Source organism: Streptomyces sp. NPDC040718, from assembly GCF_055593565.1.
The window spans coordinates 412,277-430,339 of record NZ_JBVIXO010000004.1 but is presented as its reverse complement, the minus strand read 5'-3'; the positions used below and the strand labels follow the sequence as shown (position 1 = coordinate 430,339).

The 18,063-nt window shown below is 72.4% G+C and carries 15 protein-coding genes; 7 read left to right on the top strand and 8 right to left on the bottom strand.

Annotated features, from left to right (window positions below; all coding sequences use genetic code 11):
* Positions 1-270 precede the first annotated feature (270 nt).
* Positions 271-1,800 carry a leucyl aminopeptidase gene (locus tag ACZ597_RS13525; protein ID WP_471328619.1) on the bottom strand — a complete coding sequence of 510 codons (1,530 nt, stop codon included), beginning with the start codon at positions 1,798-1,800 and terminating at the stop codon, positions 271-273.
* A gap of 356 nt (positions 1,801-2,156) precedes the next feature.
* Here ACZ597_RS13525 and ACZ597_RS13520 point away from each other — a divergent pair, with 356 nt between their 5' ends.
* The 5 genes from ACZ597_RS13520 to ACZ597_RS13500 all read left to right on the top strand — a co-directional run bounded on the left by ACZ597_RS13520 (position 2,157) and on the right by ACZ597_RS13500 (position 8,958).
* Positions 2,157-4,184 (top strand): hypothetical protein, encoded by a 2,028-nt coding sequence (locus tag ACZ597_RS13520; RefSeq protein ID WP_471328617.1) that lies wholly within the window; start codon positions 2,157-2,159, stop codon positions 4,182-4,184.
* 145 nt (positions 4,185-4,329) lie between these two features.
* Positions 4,330-5,859, top strand: coding sequence for a GT4 family glycosyltransferase PelF (gene pelF, locus ACZ597_RS13515; protein ID WP_471328615.1), 1,530 nt, complete (start codon positions 4,330-4,332; stop codon positions 5,857-5,859).
* Complete coding sequence (locus ACZ597_RS13510; protein WP_471328613.1) at positions 5,856-7,439, top strand: hypothetical protein; 1,584 nt, start codon at positions 5,856-5,858, stop codon at positions 7,437-7,439. The genes pelF and ACZ597_RS13510 overlap by 4 nt, the downstream gene beginning before the upstream one ends.
* A gap of 47 nt (positions 7,440-7,486) precedes the next feature.
* Positions 7,487-8,140: a spherulation-specific family 4 protein gene (locus ACZ597_RS13505; RefSeq protein WP_471328611.1), complete on the top strand. Its 654-nt coding sequence runs from the start codon at positions 7,487-7,489 to the stop codon at positions 8,138-8,140.
* A complete protein-coding gene (locus ACZ597_RS13500) occupies positions 8,137-8,958 on the top strand; it encodes an endo alpha-1,4 polygalactosaminidase (protein ID WP_471328609.1) in 822 nt (273 codons plus the stop codon). The genes ACZ597_RS13505 and ACZ597_RS13500 overlap by 4 nt, the downstream gene beginning before the upstream one ends.
* Positions 8,959-8,971: 13 nt before the next feature.
* Here the strand turns inward: ACZ597_RS13500 and ACZ597_RS13495 are convergent, their stop codons facing one another.
* Together ACZ597_RS13495 and ACZ597_RS13490 are read right to left on the bottom strand one after the other, a co-directional pair.
* Complete coding sequence (locus ACZ597_RS13495; protein WP_471328607.1) at positions 8,972-9,616, bottom strand: DUF4937 domain-containing protein; 645 nt, start codon at positions 9,614-9,616, stop codon at positions 8,972-8,974.
* 169 nt (positions 9,617-9,785) lie between these two features.
* A complete protein-coding gene (locus ACZ597_RS13490; protein ID WP_471328605.1) occupies positions 9,786-10,394 on the bottom strand; it encodes an XRE family transcriptional regulator in 609 nt (202 codons plus the stop codon).
* Positions 10,395-10,702: 308 nt separating this feature from the next.
* On the opposite strand from ACZ597_RS13490, the gene ACZ597_RS13485 reads away from it, so the two are divergent.
* Positions 10,703-10,918, top strand: coding sequence for a hypothetical protein (locus tag ACZ597_RS13485; RefSeq protein ID WP_471328603.1), 216 nt, complete (start codon positions 10,703-10,705; stop codon positions 10,916-10,918).
* Positions 10,911-11,168, top strand: coding sequence for a hypothetical protein (locus ACZ597_RS13480; RefSeq protein ID WP_471328601.1), 258 nt, complete (start codon positions 10,911-10,913; stop codon positions 11,166-11,168). The genes ACZ597_RS13485 and ACZ597_RS13480 overlap by 8 nt, the downstream gene beginning before the upstream one ends.
* A 600-nt stretch (positions 11,169-11,768) precedes the next feature.
* Here the strand turns inward: ACZ597_RS13480 and ACZ597_RS13475 are convergent.
* From ACZ597_RS13475 to ACZ597_RS13455, 5 genes are all read right to left on the bottom strand, one after another.
* Positions 11,769-12,944 carry a sensor histidine kinase gene (locus ACZ597_RS13475; RefSeq protein ID WP_471328896.1) on the bottom strand — a complete coding sequence of 392 codons (1,176 nt, stop codon included), beginning with the start codon at positions 12,942-12,944 and terminating at the stop codon, positions 11,769-11,771.
* A 64-nt stretch (positions 12,945-13,008) separates the two neighbouring features.
* Entirely contained in the window at positions 13,009-13,746 is a 738-nt protein-coding gene (locus ACZ597_RS13470; protein WP_471328599.1) for a hypothetical protein, read from the bottom strand.
* Positions 13,743-15,626: a phosphatidylglycerol lysyltransferase domain-containing protein gene (locus ACZ597_RS13465; RefSeq protein ID WP_471328597.1), complete on the bottom strand. Its 1,884-nt coding sequence runs from the start codon at positions 15,624-15,626 to the stop codon at positions 13,743-13,745. The genes ACZ597_RS13470 and ACZ597_RS13465 overlap by 4 nt, the downstream gene beginning before the upstream one ends.
* Before the next feature lie 82 nt (positions 15,627-15,708).
* A complete protein-coding gene (gene cobT / locus ACZ597_RS13460; protein ID WP_471328595.1) occupies positions 15,709-16,776 on the bottom strand; it encodes a nicotinate-nucleotide--dimethylbenzimidazole phosphoribosyltransferase in 1,068 nt (355 codons plus the stop codon).
* A gap of 55 nt (positions 16,777-16,831) precedes the next feature.
* Positions 16,832-18,046: a bifunctional adenosylcobinamide kinase/adenosylcobinamide-phosphate guanylyltransferase gene (locus ACZ597_RS13455; RefSeq protein ID WP_471328593.1), complete on the bottom strand. Its 1,215-nt coding sequence runs from the start codon at positions 18,044-18,046 to the stop codon at positions 16,832-16,834.
* Between the last annotated feature and the right edge of the window lie 17 nt (positions 18,047-18,063).

The window sequence follows — 18,063 nt, the reverse complement described above, 5'->3', positions numbered from 1 at the left end:
TTGTTTCTTCGGCCCTGTGGTGGGGGCCCTGTCCTGCCGAGAACCCATCTTCGCATTTGTCGGGGGAACGCGGGACGCCGGGCCCCGGGTGTGGACCGTCGTTCTGCCCGAGATCTCGGTTACCCGTGCGTAGAAACCTACTGATCCTCGACGTTTCTTCCAGAGCGAACGCGCCCCGGGCCCCTGATCGGGGTCCCGGGGCGCGGCGCGCGTCACAGGGGGCGTCTCACGGGGTGATACGCGGGCCGCCCTTGCGACGGGGCGGCTGCGTCAGCCCAGGTCGCCCGTGGCGGTGCGCTCGGCCAGCCGCACCAGGGTGCGGACGGCGGAGCCGGTGCCGCCCTTGGGGGTGTAGCCGTACGGGGCGCCCTCGTGGAAGGCCGGGCCCGCGATGTCCAGGTGCGCCCAGGTGATGCCCTCGCCGACGAACTCCTGGAGGAAGAGGCCGGCCACCAGGCCGCCGCCCATCCGCACGCCCATGTTGGCGATGTCGGCGGTGGGGGAGTCCATGGTCTTGCGCAGGTCCTCGGGGAGCGGCATCGGCCAGGAGGCCTCGCCGACCTCCTCCGCGATCTCGTGGATCGAGGTGCGGAAGGCGTCGTCGTTGGCCATGATCCCGAAGGTGCGGTCGCCGAGCGCCAGCACCATGGCACCCGTGAGGGTGGCGACGTCGACGATCGCGTCCGGGTTGTCCTCGGAGGCCTTGGTCAGCGCGTCGCCCAGGACCAGGCGGCCCTCGGCGTCCGTGTTCAGGACCTCGACGGTCTTGCCGCTGTACATGCGCAGCACGTCGCCCGGCTTGGTGGCGGAGCCGGAGGGCATGTTCTCGGCGAGCGCGAGCCAGCCGGTGACGTTGACCTGGAGGCCCAGCTTGGCGGCGGCGATGACGGCGGCGAAGACGGCGGCGGCGCCGGACATGTCGCACTTCATCGTCTCGTTGTGGCCGGCCGGCTTCAGGGAGATGCCGCCCGAGTCGTAGGTGATGCCCTTGCCGACGAAGGCGAGGGTCTTCTCTGCCTTGGCGTGGGTGTAGGAGAGCTTCACCAGGCGCGGCGGGTTCTCGGAGCCCTTGCCGACGCCCATGATGCCGCCGTAGCCGCCCTTGACGAGGGCCTTCTCGTCGAGGATCTGGACCTTGACGCCGTTCTCCTTCGCGGTCGCGGAGGCGACGGCGGCGAAGGCCTCGGGGGTGAGGTCGTTCGGCGGGGTGTTGATCAGGTCGCGGGCGACGTTGACCTCGGTGGCGACGACGGTGGCGCGCTCGGCCGCGGCCTTGTGCTCCTTGTCGCGCGGCTTGGCGCCGAGCAGGGCGATCTCGGCCAGCGGCTGCTTGGGGCCGGAGTCCTTGGAGCCCTTCTTCTCGCCGCCCTGGTAGGCGGTGAACGCGTACGCGCCGAGCAGCGCGCCCTCGGCGACGGCGGTGACGGCGGAGGCGTCGTCCAGCGGGAGGGCGAACGCGGCCTTCTTCGAACCGTGCAGGGCGCGGGAGGCGGAGCCGGCGGCGCGGCGCAGGGCCTCCTCGTCGAAGGACTCGTCCTGCTCAGGGGCCGTACCGAGGCCGACCGCCAGCACGACCGGGGCCTTGAGGCCGGCCGGGGCGGGCAGCTTGGTGGTCTCGCCCTCGGCGCCCGTGGCGCCGAGCGAGTCGAGCACGGCGGCGAGCTTTCCGTCGAACGCCTTGTCCACGGCCTCGGCGCCGGCGGCCACGACGAGGCCCTTCGGGCCCTTCGCCACACCGACCACGAGGGCGTCGGCGCGCAGCGTCGCAGCGCCGGCAGTGCTGAGAGTCAGAGCAGTCACGGTGGTGAAGTCTCGCTTCCGTTTGTGTTAGTGGGCGCTTGGGTCGCGTCGGGGTCACCGGCCGCTCCGCAGCGATCGTATTAGGGCCCGGCGGCCGCCGGAAACGAGCCTACGCGCAGGCAGTCGCCCGTACGCCACTACAAGGTTTGTCAAGTTGTTCGATCAATGCGCTGCCAGGTTCACCCATCTGTGGACTCTGCTCCAGGTTTGCCCTTTAGAGCTGACGGGGTCCGAGAGACTCGCATCACTCTCGCAAGGGGACGTGGGGTCCTTTTGCATGATTTCCACAGTGCCTCCCCGGCCCGGCCTTCCGCCATGGGCCGTCGTCGAGGGATGCCTGCGGGGGGAAGGCCGAAATGGTCAACAAGAACCGGATGAACAGGGCCGCCGCGGCGATGGCGGCGGCAGCCCTGATGTCCGTGGCAGTACCCGCCGGGACCGCCCAGGCGGCGGCCCTGGCGCCGCGCATCGACCTGAAGGTGCTCGTCGTCGACGACGGCGGCAGCTCGGTCGGGGCCATCACCGCGCAGCTCAAGGACACGGGGGTCCCCTACACGCGGGTCGACCTGACCGGCGCCGGCCGTCCCGTCATCGACGCGGCGTTCCTCGCCGACACCGTCGACGGCCGCCCCCGGGCCAAGTACCAGGGGGTCGTGCTGCCCAACGAGAACCCCTTCGGCGAGGGCTCCGCCGAGATGGCGGCGCTCACCGCGTACGAGACGACGTACGGGATCCGCCAGGTCGACGCCTACACCTGGGCCCACCCGGGGGTCGGGCTCGAGTACACGGACAACGGCGGCTACAGCGGGCAGCTCGACGGCACCCAGGCCGCCGTCACCGCGGCGGGCAAGGCGGGCCCCTTCGGCTACCTCGGAGGTCAGGTCGCCTTCGAGGACAACTCCACCGTGATTCCGGAGAGCTACGGGTTCATGGGCAAGCCGCGCACCGGCTACACCAGCTACCTGGACGCCCCCGTCACCGGCGGACGGGCCTCGCTCGTCGGCGAGTACACCCACGACGGGCGCAGCGAGCTGGTCGTCACCTTCGGCTACAACCAGTACCAGCAGCAGTTCCGGCTGCTCGCCCGGGGCATCGTCGAGTGGCTCACCCAGGGCGTCCACCTCGGGCAGGAGCGCAGCTACTTCGCGGTCCACGTCGACGACGTCTTCGCCCCGGACGCCCGCTGGAGCAAGGAGCTCAACTGCACGCCCGGCGACTACGCCTGCGCGGGCGGCGAGGGCAAGGAGAGCACCATCCGGATGACCGCCGCCGACGCCCAGTACGCGGCACAGTGGCAGACGTCCAAGAACTTCAAGCTGGACATGCTCTTCAACGCGGGCGCCGGCGAGGAGTGGAAGGCGGAGAACGGCGGCACCGACGCGCTGACCGCCCAGCTCGTCGCCGACCGGGCCAAGTACCGCTGGATGAACCACACCTACAAGCACCCCTTCCTCGGCTGCGTCCAGGACACCGGCGCCAACCCCTGGACCTGCACGAAGAACGCCCAGGGCGCCGTCAACTACATGAGCCGGGCCGAGATCTCCGCGCAGATCCGCGACAACAACAACTGGGCCGCTTCCAAGGGCATCACCACCGACCGCTCCGAGCTGGTCACCGGCGAGCACTCCGGCCTCAAGACCCTCCCGCAGCAGCCGCAGGACAACCCCAACCTGGCCGGCGCCCTCGCCGACAACGGCGTCAAGTGGGCCGGCAGCGACAACTCCCGCGAACCCGAACAGCGGGCCGTCGGAGCCGCCCTGACCGTCCCCCGCCACCCGATGAACGTGTACTACAACACGGGCACCAACGCGGAGATGGCCGACGAGTACAACTGGATCTACACCAGCCGCGCCCACGGCGGCAGCGGCATCTGCGAGGACAACCCGGCGACCTCCACCTGCCTGCCGGCCCCGCTGGACACCAACACCGGCTACCTGGACCACATCGTCCCGGCCGAGGCGCGCACCGCCCTGCGCCACGTGCTGGCCAACGACCCGCGGCCGCACTACGTCCACCAGTCCAACCTCGCCGAGGACCGCACCCTCTACCCGGTGCTCAACCAGGTCCTCGACACCTACCGCGCGCTCTACGCGCCCAGCGCGCCGATCGTCAACCAGAGCATGAAGGACACCGGGGTCGAGTTCCAGCGCCGCGCGGCATGGGACAAGGCCATCGCCGCCGGCAAGGTGACCGCCTACAAGATCGGCAAGGACGTCGTCGTCAAGGCGCCCTCCGGAGTCGTCGCCCCGGTCACCGCCCCGAACGGGACGAAGAAGCAGCTGCTGCTCGGCACCGCCGACTTCGGCACCGCCTACGCCGGCACCCGCTCCGCCTGGGCGGCGCCCGAGCTGCTCCAGTCGCAGGTCACGCTCAAGCTCCTCTGACCCGGCCGCACCACCCCCGCGACCCGTCCCGGCCGTACCGCCCGTACCGCCCGGACGACCCGCGGCACACGTAACACCCAGAGCCGGCGCTCCACGAACGCACCACGGGCGCCGGCCCCTTTTCCGTCCTGGGGGGACACACCGCATGAGCCATGGGCGTCATGTCACCATGCTCACCGAAGGCACCTATCCGCACGTCCACGGCGGCGTCAGCACCTGGTGCGACCAGCTGGTACGCGGCATGCCGGAGGTCGACTTCAACGTCATAGCCCTGACCGGCTCCGGGCGCGAGCCGGTCACCTGGGAGCTGCCGCGCAACGTCTACCGGCACACCGCCGTCCCGCTCTGGGGCCCGCCGCCGGCCCGGACCCGCCGCTCGGCCCTGCGGGGCAAGGCCCGCCGCCGCTTCACCGAAACGTACGAAACCTTCCTGCTCTCCCTGATCGACCCCGAGCACGGAGGCTTCTCCGAGGCCCTGGGCGAACTCGCCCGCCTCGCCCGCGCCGGCCGGCTCGCCCCCGCCCTGCGCTCCGAAGCCGTACTGCGCCTGCTGATGACCGTGTGGACCCGCCCCGGCCTCGTCACCGCCGCGGCCGAACCCACCATCCACGACGCGCTCACCGCCACCGACCTGCTGGAACACGCCCTGCGCCCCCTGTCGGTGCGGATCCCGCCCGACAGCGTCGCCCACGCCGTCAGCAGCGGCCTCGCCACCCTCCCCGCCCTCGCCGCCAAGCGCCTGGACGGAGTGCCCTTCCTCCTCACCGAGCACGGCATCTACCTCCGAGAGCGCTACCTCGGCTACCGCAGCGCCGCCCAGCGCTGGCCCGTCAAGGCCCTGATGCTGGGCTTCTACCGCGAGCTCAACTCCGAGGGCTACCGGCAGGCCGACCTGATCACCCCCTGCAACCAGTACAACCGCCGCTGGGAAGAGCGCGGAGGCGCCGATTCCGAACGGATCCGCACCGTCTACAACGGCGTCGACCCGCACGCCTTCCCCGAAGCCGGCCCCGAACCGGAAGTACCCACCCTCAGCTGGTGCGGCCGCATCGACCCGATCAAGGACCTCGAAACCCTGATCCGCGCCTACGCCTTCATGCGCGGGGAACTCCCCGCCCTGCGCCTGCGCCTCTTCGGCCCCGTCCCGGCCGGCTGCGAGGAATACAAGCTGCGCCTGGAGAAACTCGCCGCCGAACTCGGAGTCGGCGACGGCATCTCCTACGAAGGCCGCATCGACCAGGTCGCCAAGGCCTACGCCGCCGGCTCCGTCGTCATGCTCTCCAGCATCAGCGAGGGCTTCCCCTTCAGCATCATCGAGGCCATGTCCTGCGGCCGCACCACCGTCTCCACCGACGTCGGAGGCGTCCGCGAGGCCGTCGGCGACACCGGCCTCGTCGTCCCGCCCCGCGAACCCGAGACCATGGCCCGCGCCACCCTCGCCCTCCTCCGCGACGACGCACGCCGCGCCGAACTGGGCCGGATGTCCCGCAAACGGGTCGTCGAGAAGTTCACCCTCCACCAGTCCGTGGACGGCTTCCGGCACATCTACCGCGAGCTCGCCGGCCAGCCCGTCCTGCCCGCCCGCACCGCCGACGACTGGACCCAGCGGCTCGCCGACCCCTGGCACAAGGACCCCTGGAACAAGGAGCTCGCGGCCGACGGGAGCATGTGGTGAGCGGATCCCTCTGGCTCAAGCCCCCCGGCCCGGAAGGCTCCTGGGTCCACGTCGGCCGCCCGGCCCCCACCGGCCGCGCCGACACCCTGCCCGACCTGCCCCGGCCCCGCCCCGGCGGGGCCGGGGCCCCGGGCGCCGACCCCATGGACGAACTCGCCGACCACCTCGACGTGTTCGTCGGCGCCGCCGTCCACCCCGACGAGATCGCCGCCATCCTCGAATCCGACGGGATGACCGACGAGTACATCCGGCTCACCTACGGCCGCCGGGACTCCTTCGCCCTCGCCGAAGAGCTCTACGACCGCGTCCCCCGCTCCTTCCCCGAACCCGACCGGCTCCCCGACCCCTGGAAGGTCTCCCTCACCGCCTGCCTGCTGCGCGGCCTGATCTTCGCCCTGCCCGGCCTCGCCTACGTCCTCGGCGCACCCCTCCTCGAAGGCCCGCCCGACCGGCTCGGACTGCCCGCCGGCACCCTGACCCTGCTCGCCGGAGCCCTCATCGGCTGGGTCTGGGACCAGAGCCTGTCCCACCGCGCCTACTCCTGGCTCGGCCTCGGCGACCGGGCCGCCGCCGGACGCACCCTGCTCGTCGGCGCCCCCGCCGGGGCACTGCTCGGCACCGCCGCCGCCTTCGCCGTTCCCGGCGGGCCGCCGTTCTCGTACGCCTTCGCCGCCGGCCAGGCCGTCTACGTCGGCGCCGCGACCGTGCTGCTGGTGCTCGGCCGCGAACGCCTCCTGCTCGCCGCACTCGCCCCCATGGCCGCCGGGGCGCTCCTCGCACTGTTCACCGACCCGCCCGTGCCCGTACGCGTCACCCTGCTGCTCGTGTCCCTGCTGGCCGCATGCACCCTCGCCCTGCGGGAGCTGCCGCTCGCCGCCGGCGTACGGGCCGGGGTGCGCAGGATCCACCACTGGGCGGAGCGCCGCCCGGGCGAAGGCGGCCCGGTGCGCTGGCGGATGCTGCGCGGCGCCGAGGAGGACCACACCCGGCGCGGACCCCGCATCGGCGACTCGGCACCCTACGGGGTGTTCGGCCTCGGCACCGGCCTGCTCGTCCTGTACGCCGCGCTGGGGGAGGTGCTCAGCGGAGGCCCCGCCGAAGCCGTCGCCGCGCCCTCCGCGGTGGCGCTCACCCTCAGCATGGGCCCCGCCGAATGGCTGCTCCACCGCTTCCGCAGCGGCAGCCTCGCCGGGCTGCGGGCGGCCCGCTCGCCGCGGGCGTTCTGGCGCCGGATGCTCGCCACCCTGGCCCGCTGCCTCACCGCGTACCTGGCGGTACTGCTCGCCCTCGGCGTCACCGGAACCCTGCTGTGGCCGCACGCCCCCGGACTCACCGGACCCCGCGTCGCCACCCTGCTGCTGCTCGGCGCCGTGATGTGGACCGGGCTGCTCCTCCAGTCCTTCGGCGCGGTCCGCCCCGCCGCCGTGGTCTGCTCCGCCGCGGCCTTCGCCCAGAGCCTCGCCCTGCTGGCCGGCATCGGACAGCCCCGCCTGGTCCAGCTGGCGGTGGCCGGCACCGCGGCGGCCGCCCTCGCCGTCCTGGTCTGCCTGCTCCTCGGCCGGGCCACGGCACACCGCTGAGCCCTTTCCGCCCCGTACGAGAAGACGAAGGAAGACGAAGGAACCCCATGCTGCTGGTGCCGCTCTACGAGCACCCCGCCGACCGGCCCGAGGAGTGGGAGCGGCTCATCCGCTCCGCCGACCGGCTCCACTCGGTGGTGCTCAACCCCGACAGCGGGCCCGGCCGGGCCCCCGACGAACGGTTCGCCGCCGTCGCCGCCCGGCTCCGCGACGCCGGCGTGCCCGTCCTCGGCTACACCGACACCGACTACGGGAGGCGCCCCCACGCAGCCGTCGTCCAGGACCTGCTGCGCCACCGCGACTGGTACGGGGCCGACGGAGCCTTCCTCGACCAGGCCGCCGCCGACCCGGAACTCCTGCCGCACTACGGCCGGCTCGCCGTCGCCGCCCGCGCGGCGGGGGCCCGTACCCTCGTGCTCAACCACGGAGTCCACCCACACCCCGGGTACCTGCGGCTCGCCGACCTGCTCGTCACCTTCGAGGGCCCCTGGGACGCCTACCGCGACAAGGCCGCCACCCCGCCGCCGTGGACCGCCGACCACCCCGCCCTGCGGTTCTGCCACCTCGTGTACGCGGTCCCGCCGGACGCCCCCGCCGCCGAGCTCGCCGCCGAGCGCCGCGCGGGGGTGCACTGCGCGGTCCCCGGCACCGGGGCCCACCCGTGGGGCACCCTCCCGTACGCCCTGGGGGCAGCCGGATGAAGCGTTTCACCACCGCCCTGGTGGCCGGCCTGCTGCTGCTCACGGCCGCCTGCACCGCCGAACCCGACGACGACGAGGGCCCCGGCCCCGCCCCCTCCTGGCCCGCCCAGGCCCCGGGCGAACGCTGGCAACCCCGCCCCGGGACGCCCTGGCAGTGGCAGCTCACCGGCGAGCTCGACGCCTCGATCGACGTACCGGTGTACGACGTCGACGGGTTCAACACCACGAAGGAGGAGGTCGCGGCGCTGAAGGCGCAGGGCCGCCGCACCATCTGCTACGTCTCCACCGGCGCCTGGGAGGACTTCCGCCCCGACGCGGGCGACTTCCCGGACTCACTGCTCGGCAAGGGCAACGGCTGGAAGGGCGAGCGCTGGCTCGACATCCGCCGCACGGCGGAGCTGGAACCGCTGATGGCGAAACGCTTCGACATGTGCCGCGACAAGGGCTTCGACGCGGTGGAGCCCGACAACATGGACGCCTACCGCAACACCTCCGGCTTCCCCCTCACCGCCGAACACCAGCTGGCGTACAACCGGCTCATCGCGAAACTGGCCCACGACAGGGGCATGGCCGTCGGCCTCAAGAACGACCTCGACCAGATCCCGCAGCTGGTCGGCGACTACGACTTCGCGGTCAACGAGCAGTGCGCCCAGTACGGCGAGTGCGAGGACCTGACCCCCTTCATCAAGGCGGGCAAGGCCGTCTTCCACGCCGAGTACGAACTCCCCACCACCCGCTTCTGCAAGCAGTCCCGGCGGCTGCAACTGAGCTCCCTGGAGAAGAAACCGGACCTGGGGGCGTGGCGCAGGGCGTGCTGACGCGGGGCGGGGCTCAGACCGAGTCGGTCGAGGGTGGCAGGACGTGCCAGGCGCTCTCAAGTGGCAACGTGTGGCCGGTCATCGACCGGATGTCGCTCTGGAGTGCCGCGCGGGAGCGCAGGGCCTCTAGGTGCTGGGTGGTATAGCGCTGGTGGGCAGTGGAGTTGGACCACAGCGTTGTGACCAGGTAGCGGTCCGTCTCCAGCCGAGTGACGACACCCGTGAGCATGCCGCCGGCCGCTGCCATGCCAGGAGCCCACACCGTGCGCTGGACGTCGAGGAAATGCTCCTGCCGTCCGGGCAGTAGCCGGCAGTCGGCGACCCGAAGGAGGGTGGCGCGTTCAAGAGCACGGGGCAGGGCCGCTTCCCCCGGCATCTCCAAGACGACCTCGCCGGTGGCGACCTCGATCGCGGAGTAGCCGGCGCTCTGCCGGTTGCCGGCGAACACCGAGTCGTGCCGCTCCTGCATGAAGCCCAGGTACGCCTCCGCGTCGGTCCACAGTCCCAGCAGGTGGGCACAGTCGGTGGCCGGGTCCCAGCCACCGACCTGCCCGACCAAACCTGGTTGATCACTGATCGTCGACCAGGCGCGCTGGGCCGCAGAGAACTCTCCCCGCGCGGTCACCGGCACCTTGCAACTGATCCATTTGCCCCACATGAGCAGCTTCCCTCCCAGGCACGAACACGACGAACCACCGGAAGGAATCATCGATCGCCGACCCCGGCCGACGTCAATCGGCCAGAGGACGCAGCGAACCTGGGACCAGCGAAGCAAGACCTGAGGCGCAGCCGGAGGCCTCGCAGTAGGAGCCCAGCCGCCGACGCTCTCAGCGTCCGGCGGGTGTCCTGGGCTGGTCGAACACGTACGGTGTGCCTCGTTCCCACAGTTCCTCGGCGTGGTCGGCGAAGCGGTCGAACATGCCCTCTTTGCTCTGTCGGCGCAGGTGGAACATGGGTGAGTCGTGTCCGATGACACGAGCGAGATGGGGTGTGACGAGGGCGTCGGAGTCGAATCGGAACACGCTGAGGCCGACGTGGTTGGCGGCGTCCTCCGGGGCGCTGACGCGGACTTCCAAGCCGTCCAGGGGGCCGAGCCGGTCCAGCTGTTCGAGGGTCATGCGGATACGGGTGGAGACGGTCAGGGCCGCGTCCTCGATCGCCTCGCGCTGTCGAGTGGTTTCGCCGTTCGGGTCTCCCACGAGGAAGCGGACCCGGCATCCGCTGTCGACCTTCTTCCGGATGGTCCCGGCGAAGTCGGGGATCATGGTCCAGAAGAAATAGTTCGTGTACCCGGACAGCAGCATCTCGGCGGTCGTTTCAGCGACCAGCTTCGCCCACGTCGTGGATGAGCACGCGGAGCGGTAGGGGTAGGAGTGGACCAGCTCCTTGTCCTGTCCGACCTTCACGCGGGTGGTCACTGCTTCGGGCCAGATCATGCGCTCTTCAACTCCCAACACCCGAGCCACATCTGCACGGTTTCGAGCATGCGGCACCAGCCCGGGATCCGCTAACCAGCGACTGACGGTCTTCCCGGATACCCCCACCCGATCAGCCAGCTGATGCGATCTCATGCCGGCGTTGGCCATAGCTGAACTCAAGGCCGTATTCAAGGGCCCTCCACTGGACATTTGGGCGTTCTCCGGAACATAGCGCGGAACGGCCCAACCGTCCTTGGACAAGGGCAGATACGTCCTTACGTGGGGAGCAGGCTGAGCTTGTCGATGACCGAGTGCAGGAGGGTCTGATGGACGGGTATGAACGCGCGGTCAGGGACGGGGTCGTGCTGACCTCGCCTGACCGGTTCACCTCACTGGAACAGCTGGTGGCCGCCTTGGCCATCGTGTGCTCGGACGAGCACGACCGGGCCCGCCGCGTGTTCGGTGAGGGCTACGAACGACGGTTGGCGATTCTCGGTGGTGGGTGCGGTGACATGCACCTTCGAGGAGGACCCGATGAGTGAGCGGTACGAGTACGTCCCCCACCGCTTGCTCCGCCGCCGGGTCCGCGACATCGCCTCCGGCGTCGAAGGCGAGCTGATGGCCGTCATCAACGAGAACGTCTCGGACTCCGTCGCCTGCGAGCGCTGGATGGAGCTCGCCTACATCCGGGGCGCATCCGGCCGCGAGTTCACCACCGCCGTCGAGAACGTCCACCCCGTCCATGACCAGCCCAAGACGGCCGCCGGACGCCGAGACCCGAGGAGCGCGTAGCGATCCGTCGCGCCCATACGCATCCTGGGCTGCTCTGTTCGTCCTCTGGTGCGGGTATCAGCCCCAGGCGGTCGTCGGACGCCGAGACGACAGGAGCGCGTAGCGATCCGGTGCGCCCGGGTGCTCCGCGGGTCGCTCTGGTCGACCTCTCGTGCGGGCAGCCGCGCTCCTGGTCCGGAATCTCGACTTTTGAGGGCCCGGATGCCTGACGGGCCAAGGCCCGGCCCCTCGCCTCATCGCTGAGAGACCCGCTCCTCCCCTCCTGCCCCGTGACCGTTCCTTCCTTTGGGGGTTTCCCGGCAGTCTTTCGGCTTTCCGGGGCGGGACGGTCGGTCAAGGGTGGCCGAAGGCCATCGCGAAGCGACGCGACGAAGGAGCGCCCTTGAGGGACCGGCCCGACACGGAAGGACGATGGGACTGACGGGAAACCCCCAAACCGGCCCTGATCCCGCCCCGGGGGCTACCGCTCCCCACCCCACCGCCCCGCACCCGGGGAGGCGGGTGGGCAACCACCGCCCGACCCCGGGGGGCGAGGGGGAGATAGCGGGCCCGAACCGTGGAGCCCCTGCCGGCCCCCCGCCCCCGCCCCCGCCCCACCCCTCACACCGGCAGGATCGCGTGGACCCGGAAGCCGCCCCCGTACCGGGGCCCCGCGAAGCAGGAGCCGCCCAGGGCGCCCGTGCGTTCGCGCATGCCGAGGAGGCCGTGGCCGCCGCGCGGGTCGGCGTGGGCCGGGGCCGAGTCCGCCGAGTCGCCGCCGTCGTCCAGTACGGTCACCTCCACCGAGGCCCCGACCCGGACGACGCTGACCTCGGCCTGCGCCCCCGGGCCCGCGTGCTTGCGGACGTTGGTCAGCGCCTCCTGGATCACCCGGTACGCCGCCAGGTCCGCGGCGGCCGGCAGCGGCTCGGTGCCGGGTCCCAGCTGGACGGTCGCCGCCACCGGCAGACCGGCGTGCCGGAAGGTGTCCAGGAGTTCGTCCAGCAGGGCCAGCCCCGGCGCGGGTTCCGTCGGGGCCTCGGGGTCGCCGGACTGGCGCAGCAGGCCCACCGTCGCCCGGAGCTCGTTCAGGGCGGAGCGGCTGGCGTCCCGTACGTGGGCCAGGGCCTCCTTCGCCTGGTCGGGCCGCTTGTCCATGACGTGCGCGGCCACCCCCGCCTGGACGTTGACCAGGGCGATGTGGTGGGCCACCACGTCGTGCAGGTCCCGGGCGATCCGCAGCCGCTCCTCGGCGACCCGCCGCCGGGCCTCCTCCTCGCGGGTGCGTTCGGCCCGTTCGGCCCGCTCCCGTATCGCGTCGACGAAGGCCCGCCGGCTGCGCACGGCGTCCCCGGCGGCCGCGGCCATTCCGGTCCAGGCGAAGATGCCGATGTTCTCCTGGGCGTACCAGGGCAGCGGCCCGGCCAGCATCGCCACCCCGGTGAGCCCGGCCATCGTCAGCAGCCCGATCCGCCAGGTGGTGGGCCGGTCGGTGAGCGCGGCCACGGTGTACAGGGCGATCACCGCGCTCATCGCGACGGGCGCCCTCGGCTCGCCGGTGGTCAGCTCCAGCAGCGACAGCCCGCAGGTGACGGCGAGCACCGTACGGGGCCGGCGGCGCCGCAGTACGAGGGCGGCCGCGCCGAGCAGCATCAGCAGCAGGGAGAACGGCTCGGGCGTACGCGTGCCGAAGGTCGGGCCGTGCGGCCCGTGGGGGTCGGCGAAGGAGCCGACGACCATGGAGACCAGCGCCCCGAACGCGAGCACGGCGTCGGTGGCGAGCGGATGCGCCCGCATCCACTGCCGGGTGGCGGCGAAGGGCCCGAGGTCTGTCGTCACCCGGATACGGTACGGGCTCCCGCTAGAGCCGCGCGGATCCCGGGGGTGCGGGCGACGACGGGGGAGCGGGCGGGCGGGGGCCGAGCGGGGTCCGCGAGCGGGCCGGCCCCCACTTGGCGCGGACCAGGCACACCGCCATGACGGCCGCGATGGCGGCCAGGTGCTCCTTGCCGGCGAGGTTGTTCTTGACCAGCACCTCGCCGATCATCACGAGGATCACCAGCGCCCCGGTGAGGTACGCGCGGTAGCGCCAGCAGACGTAGATCGCGAGGCCCACCACCGCCGCCGACGGCCCGGTGTCGTTGACGATCCGGTCGGACACCGGCAGCCCGAAGGGGTGCTCGGGTCCCAGGGAGAGCCCGATCCGGGCGTACGTGGTCCCGGCGATGGTGGCGACGTAGCCGATGAGCAGGGTGCGCCACCAGCCGATGCAGATCTCCGCGATGCCGAAGACCAGCAGGATCTGCGCGAGCGCCCCCCACACGGGCAGGTCGAGGGCGGGGACGAACAGCGACAGCGGGGTGCGCAGCAGCGCCAGCCACAGGGGGTCGGCGGCCTTGACGGAGCCCAGGTTCTGGACCGGCTGGAAGCCCCAGGAGGTGTTCTGGACGATCTGGAAGACGGAGGTCAGGGCGACCGCCCCGAGGGTCATCGGGACGGCCCGCCACGTGTCGCGGACGAGCGCGTCCCGCACGGTCAGCAGCAGAGGGCCCCACTCACGGCGGGCGAACTGCCGGACCTCCGTCTTCCACGACGTCAACGAATCGTCTCCAGGTGCTTGCGGTGCAGCCACTTGGGCAGGCCGGGTGCCTCCAGGAAGCCCTCGGCCCGACCCGCCGCGATACCGATCCGCAGCAGGTCCGAACTCTTCTCGAAGAGCATGAACCGCGGTTCCCAGATCGGGCGGTATTTGGCGTTGGCCCGGTAGAGGGACTCGATCTGCCACCAGCGGGAGAAGAAGCTCAGCAGCGAGCGCCACATGCGCAGCACCGGACCCGCGCCGAGCTTGGACCCCCGCTCGAAGACGGAACGGAACATCGCGAAGTTGAGCGAGACCTGTGTGACGCCGATCTCCTTTGAGCGCTCCAGCAGCTCGATGACCATGAACTCCATCAGGCCGTTCTCGGAGTCCCGGTCACGGCGCATCAGGTCCAGGGACAGGCCCTTGGGGCCCCACGGCACGAAGGACAGCACGGCGCGCAGGTCGCCGTTGCCGTCGGTGCACTCCAGCATCACGCACTGGCCGTCGTCCGGGTCGCCCAGGCGGCCCAGCGCCATGGAGAACCCGCGCTCGGTCGCGCCGTCGCGCCAGTCGTCGGCGCGTTCCAGCAGTACGGCCATCTCCTCGGCGGGGATGTCGGCGTGGCGGCGGATGCGGACCGTGTAGCCGGCCCGCTTGACCCGGTTGAACGCCTGCCGGACGGTGCGCATGGCGCGGCCCTCCAGCGTGAACTCGTCGGTCTCCACGATGGCCTCGTCGCCCAGTTCCAGGGCGTCCAGGCCGTGCCGGGCGTAGATCTGCCCGGCTTCCTCGCTGGCGCCCATCACGGCCGGTACCCAGCCGTGCTCGCGGGCCTCGGCCAGCCACGGCTCGATCGCGCCCGGCCAGGCCTCGGGGTCGCCGATGGGGTCGCCGGAGGCCAGCGAGACCCCGCCGACGACGCGGTAGGTGACGGCGGCCTTGCCGGTCGGGGACCAGATCACGGACTTCTCGCGGCGCAGCGCGAAGTAGCCGAGGGAGTCGCGGTCGCCCTGCTTGGCGAGCAGCGCCCGCAGCCGCTCCTCGTCCTCGGGGGTGATCGGGTCGACGGCGCGCCGCGAGCGGAACGCCGCGAACAGCACGGCGAGGAGCAGCAGCATCGACATCACGTTGATGGCGACGTCGACCCAGGCGGGCGTGGTGATCGCGCGGTAGGCCTTGTCGTCGGGCGCCAGGGTGATCAGCCGCATCACGCCGTACCGCCAGCGCGCCAGGAACGTGGCGTCGGCGCGGTCGGCGTCGGTGTTGGTGGCGCCGACGAGGAGGGCGGCGATCAGCGAGGTGAGCAGCAGGCCGACGGCGGCCACCGCGGTGGCGAGCTTCGGGTTGGAGCGGTCGCCCTTGGCGTAGAACTCGTGGCGGCCCAGCAGCAGGGCGACGACGAAGGCCGCGGTCAGGGCGAGCGAGACCCAGTTCTGGGCGTGCTGGCGGAACTCCGGGTAGCACATGCTGAGTTCGCCGCTCGTGCAGGGCGCGAAGGCGGCGACCGCGAACGCCAGCAGCAGCATGCCGCTGACCACCAGGTTCAGGATCCAGGCGGCCCGCTTGCGGCGGCCCATCGTGACCGCGAGCAGCAGCGAGAACAGCCCGGAGGCGAAGCCGGCCGTCAGCAGGTACGGGGTGTAGAAGTCGGCGGTGTTGTGCCGGCGCAGGTCCTGCCCGAGCGAGAGCCACACCGCGCTGAGGAAGTTGACGAAGGTGACGATCCGCAGGTACCAGACCGCGAAGGCGGCACCGCGCCGCGACCTGGGAGTGCCCCTGCGGCTCTCCGGCTTCGCGGCCGCTTCCCCTCCCTGCTCCTTCTTGTTGTTGGAACCCTTGCCGGAGGCCTGATCGAGGCTCCGGTCGGTTTCTGCGCTGGTCAAGCGGACCTCTCCCATGAAAAGCGATGATATGGGGCGTCACCGGTCCGCAGCGCAGTGCGAGCACTGCGGACTGGTCAGGCCCGTAGTGCCCGGTGTCTCAGTCCGTCGGCTGTTCCGCAGCAGCCCTCTCCGGGAGTTCCGCCGCGAGTGCGGCGGCCGCCTGGACCAGGGGGAGCGCCAGCAGGGCGCCGGTTCCTTCTCCTACTGTGACGCCGTGGTCGAGCACCGGGTTGAGTGCCATCCGGTCCAAGGCCTTCGCCTGTCCCGGTTCCCCGCTGGACTGCCCGGCCAGCCACCAGTCTGGGGCGCGGAAGGCGGCCCGCTGGGCCACCAGTCCACAGGCCGCCGAGACGACCCCGTCGAGGATGACCGGCGTACGCCGCACCGCGGACTGGAGCAGGAAGCCGGTGATCGCGGCGACGTCCGCGCCGCCGACCGCCGCCAGCAGCGCCAGCTGGTCGCCGAGTACCGGGCGGGCCCGGCGCAGCGAGTCGCGGATGGCGGCGCACTTGCGCATCCAGGCCAGGTCGTCGATCGGCAGCCCGCCGCGGCCGGTGACCACGGAGGCGTCCGTCCCGCAGAGCGCGGCCACCAGCGTGGCCGCCACCGTGGTGCCGCCCACGCTCAGGTCGCCGAGGACGACGAGGTCCGTACCGGAGTCGGCCTCCTCGTCGGCGATCCGGATCCCGAGCCGCAGCGCGTCCTCGGCCTCCTCGGCCGTCAGCGCGTCCTCGACGTCGATCCGGCCGCTGCCGCGCCGTACGCGGTGCCGTACCACGTCCTCGGGCAGCAGCCCGGGGTCGCAGTCCAGGCCGGCGTCGACGACGCGCACGCCCGCGCCGAACCGGGCGGCCAGCACGGAGACCGGGCTGGTCCCGTCGAGCACCGCGCGCACCAGCTCGTGGGCGCTGCCCGCGGGCCGGGCGGAGACGCCCTGGGCGGCGATGCCGTGGTCGGCGGCGAACAGGACGACGCGCGGCCGCTGGATCGGCCTGACCGGTACCCGGCCCTGCGCGGCGGCCAGCCATTCGGCGAGCTCGTCGAGCCGGCCCAGGGCTCCGGGCGGCACGGCCAGCCGCTCACGGCGCTCTTCGGCGTCACGACGGACGCCCCCGTCGGGGCGTTCGATCAGATCGGAGAAGTCGTCGAGATTCAGCGTGGTCATCTGCCAGAGATTACAGCCGCCCGGGCCCTCCCTCAGGGGGTGTACCGGCTCCGCTTCACATCGGCTGTTCCTTGAGGACGAGGGCCTGACCCGCGACCACCAGGAGTACGTGCTCGCACTCGCCCGCGACCGCGTTGTTGAGGCGGCCCAGCTCGTCGCGGAACCGCCGCCCGGACGCGGTCGCGGGGACCACCCCGGCCCCGACCTCGTTGCTGACCAGCACGACGTGGCGGCGGCTCGCGCGGACCGCGGCCGCCAGCTCGTCGACCCGTGCGCGCAGCAGCTTGCGGCCCTCGGCGGCCCACACCGCGTCGTCCCACGCGCCGGCCCGGTCCATGGCGTCGGTGAGCCACAGCGCGAGGCAGTCGATCAGCAGCGGCGGGCCGTCCCGCTCCAGCAGCGGCACCAGCTCGCAGGTCTCCACCGTCCGCCAGGTGGCCGGGCGCCGCTCCCGGTGGAGGCCGACCCGGTGGGCCCAGTCCGCGTCGCCGTCGCGGGTGCCGCCGGTGGCGACGTAGACGACCTCGGGGAAGGCGGCCAGGCGCCGCTCGGCCTCGAAGGACTTCCCGGAGCGCGCCCCGCCCAGCACCAGCGTGCGGCGCGGCACGTCCGGTACCGCCCGGTACTCGCCGGCCACCACCGTGGTGCCGTCGGGCACGGCCCGCGCCCCGGCGGCGGCGCACCGGCGGTCCAGCTCGGGTCCCGGCGGGGTGTCGTGGTCCAGGTGCACGGCGATCACGTCGGTGGCCGGGCCGACGGCGCCGCTCGCGCGGAGCCGGGCCAGCGCCTCCGGCCGGCCGAGCACGTCGGCGAGGACCAGGTCGTACGGGCGCTGCGCGTCCCCGTTGCCGGTTCCGGCGGGGGCGCCGCCCGGCGGGAGGTACAGCAGCCGGGCGCCGTCGGGGCCGGTGACCTCGTAACCGGTGCCGGGTGCGTCCATCGGCACCGCCCGCACCCGGTGCCCGCTGATCACCGACAGCTCCCGCCCGTCCGGCACCCGCCCGGCGGCGGGCAGCCCGGGAGGCAGCTCGACGGCGGGCCCGTCGTGCGGGTGCGTCAGCAGCACCTGCCGTACGCCGGCCAGCGAGTGCCCCGCACGGGCCCCGGCCAGCACCGCCCCGGGGGTCAGGTCGAGCAGCAGCGCCCCGTCGACGAGGACGGAGGTCGCGCCGCGGGCCCGGCTGCCCACGGAGACCGCGCAGGCGGCGCAGGGACAGCCGGGGCGGGGCAGTCCTTCAGGGGTACCGGTACCGAGCAGAGTGAGTTCCACACAGAGATCCTCCCGCG